Raw genomic sequence first — 1,905 nt, forward strand, 5'->3', positions numbered from 1 at the left:
TGGCACACTGTTGGGTCCTGAGACAACACGCGTTGTTGTTTCTGGATCAAATCATTCAGGGTCTTGTCGAGTTCAAACCACTCCCGCGGCGCGGGTGGAAGGTGTTCTCAGTGAGACGGGATCGCTGGTTGGTGTTTGAGAATTGCATAGTGGATGCGAGCATCTTTGATCGTTTGTGGTGAAAGTTGTTAAGGGCACATGGTGGATGCCTGGGCATCAGGAGCCGATGAAGGACGTGGGAGGCTGCGATATGCCTCGGGGAGCTGTCAACCGAGCTGAGATCCGAGGATTTCCGAATGGGGAAACCCGGCACCCGTCATGGGGTGTCACTGCCATCTGAATCTATAGGGTGGTGGAGGTAACGCGGGGAAGTGAAACATCTCAGTACCCGTAGGAAGAGAAAACAAAAGTGATTCCGTGAGTAGTGGCGAGCGAAAGCGGAGGAGGCTAAACCGTGCATGTGTGATACCTGGCAGGGGTTGCGTGCGCGGGGTTGTGGGACCCACCTTATCCGGTCTGCCAGCTGGGTGGAAAGTCATAAAACACGTTTGTTAGTCGAATCAGTTTGGGAAACTGGACCGTAGACCGTGAGAGTCGGGTAGGCGAAAACGGCGTGTCTTTCTTGGTGGTGTTCCCGAGTAGCAGCGAGCTCGTGGAATTTGCTGTGAATCTGGCGGGACCACCCGCTAAGCCTAAATACTCCCTGATGACCGATAGCGGACTAGTACCGTGAGGGAAAGGTGAAAAGTACCCCGGGAGGGGAGTGAAAGAGTACCTGAAACCGTGTGCCTACAAGCCGTCAGAGCAGTCGTAGCAACTGTGATGGCGTGCCTTTTGAAGAATGAGCCTGCGAGTTAGTGGTGCGTGGCGAGGTTAACCCGTGTGGGGTAGCCGTAGCGAAAGCGAGTCTGAATAGGGCGATTTTAGTCGCGTGCTCTAGACCCGAAGCGGGGTGATCTACCCATGGCCAGGGTGAAGCGACGGTAAGACGTCGTGGAGGCCCGAACCCACCAGGGTTGAAAACCTGGGGGATGAGCTGTGGGTAGGGGTGAAAGGCCAATCAAACTCCGTGATAGCTGGTTCTCCCCGAAATGCATTTAGGTGCAGCGTCACATGTTTCACGCCGGGGGTAGAGCACTGGATGGTCTAGGGGGCCTACAAGCTTACCGAAATCAACCAAACTCCGAATACCGGTGTGTGAGAGTGTGGCAGTGAGACTGCGGGCGATAAGGTTCGTGGTCGAGAGGGAAACAGCCCAGAACGCCAGCTAAGGCCCCTAAGTGTGCGCTAAGTGGGAAAGGATGTGGGGTCGCCCAGACAACCAGGAGGTTGGCTTAGAAGCAGCCATCCTTGAAAGAGTGCGTAATAGCTCACTGGTCAAGTGGTCCTGCGCCGACAATGTAGCGGGGCTTAAGCGTACCGCCGAAGCTGTGTCATTCACACAATACATCCGCTTCGCTCTTCGGGGCGTTGTGCAGTGGTGTGGATGGGTAGGGGAGCGTCCTGCATCCAGGGAAGCAGCCGCGTGAGCGAGTTGTGGAGGGTGTGGGAGTGAGAATGCAGGCATGAGTAGCGAAAGCAGAGTGAGAAACTCTGCCGCCGGATGACCAAGGGTTCCTGGGCCAGGTTAATCCGCCCAGGGTAAGTCGGGACCTAAGGCGAGGCCGACAGGCGTAGTCGATGGACAACGGGTTGATATTCCCGTACCCGTGTGGATGCGCCCATGGCGAGGCCGGTGATACTAACCACCCGAAGCTGGGTTCGGTCTTCGGACTGAACGTGGTGGAGCGTGGGACCTGAGCCGGTAGTAGCCAAACGATGGGGTGACGCAGGAGGGTAGCTCCGCCAGCTGATGGTGTCTGGTGTAAGCGTGTAGGCCGTGGTGTAGGCAAATCCGCACCGCGT

General features: G+C 56.7%; 1 rRNA gene (cut by a window edge). It reads left to right on the forward strand.

The features are described 5' to 3' along the window. The first annotated feature begins 178 nt into the window (after positions 1–178). Positions 179–1,905: ribosomal RNA gene (locus tag ACYQ77_RS44765) — 23S ribosomal RNA — on the forward strand; it runs 1,491 nt beyond the window's last position.

Source organism: Actinophytocola sp. KF-1 (genome assembly GCF_054661535.1).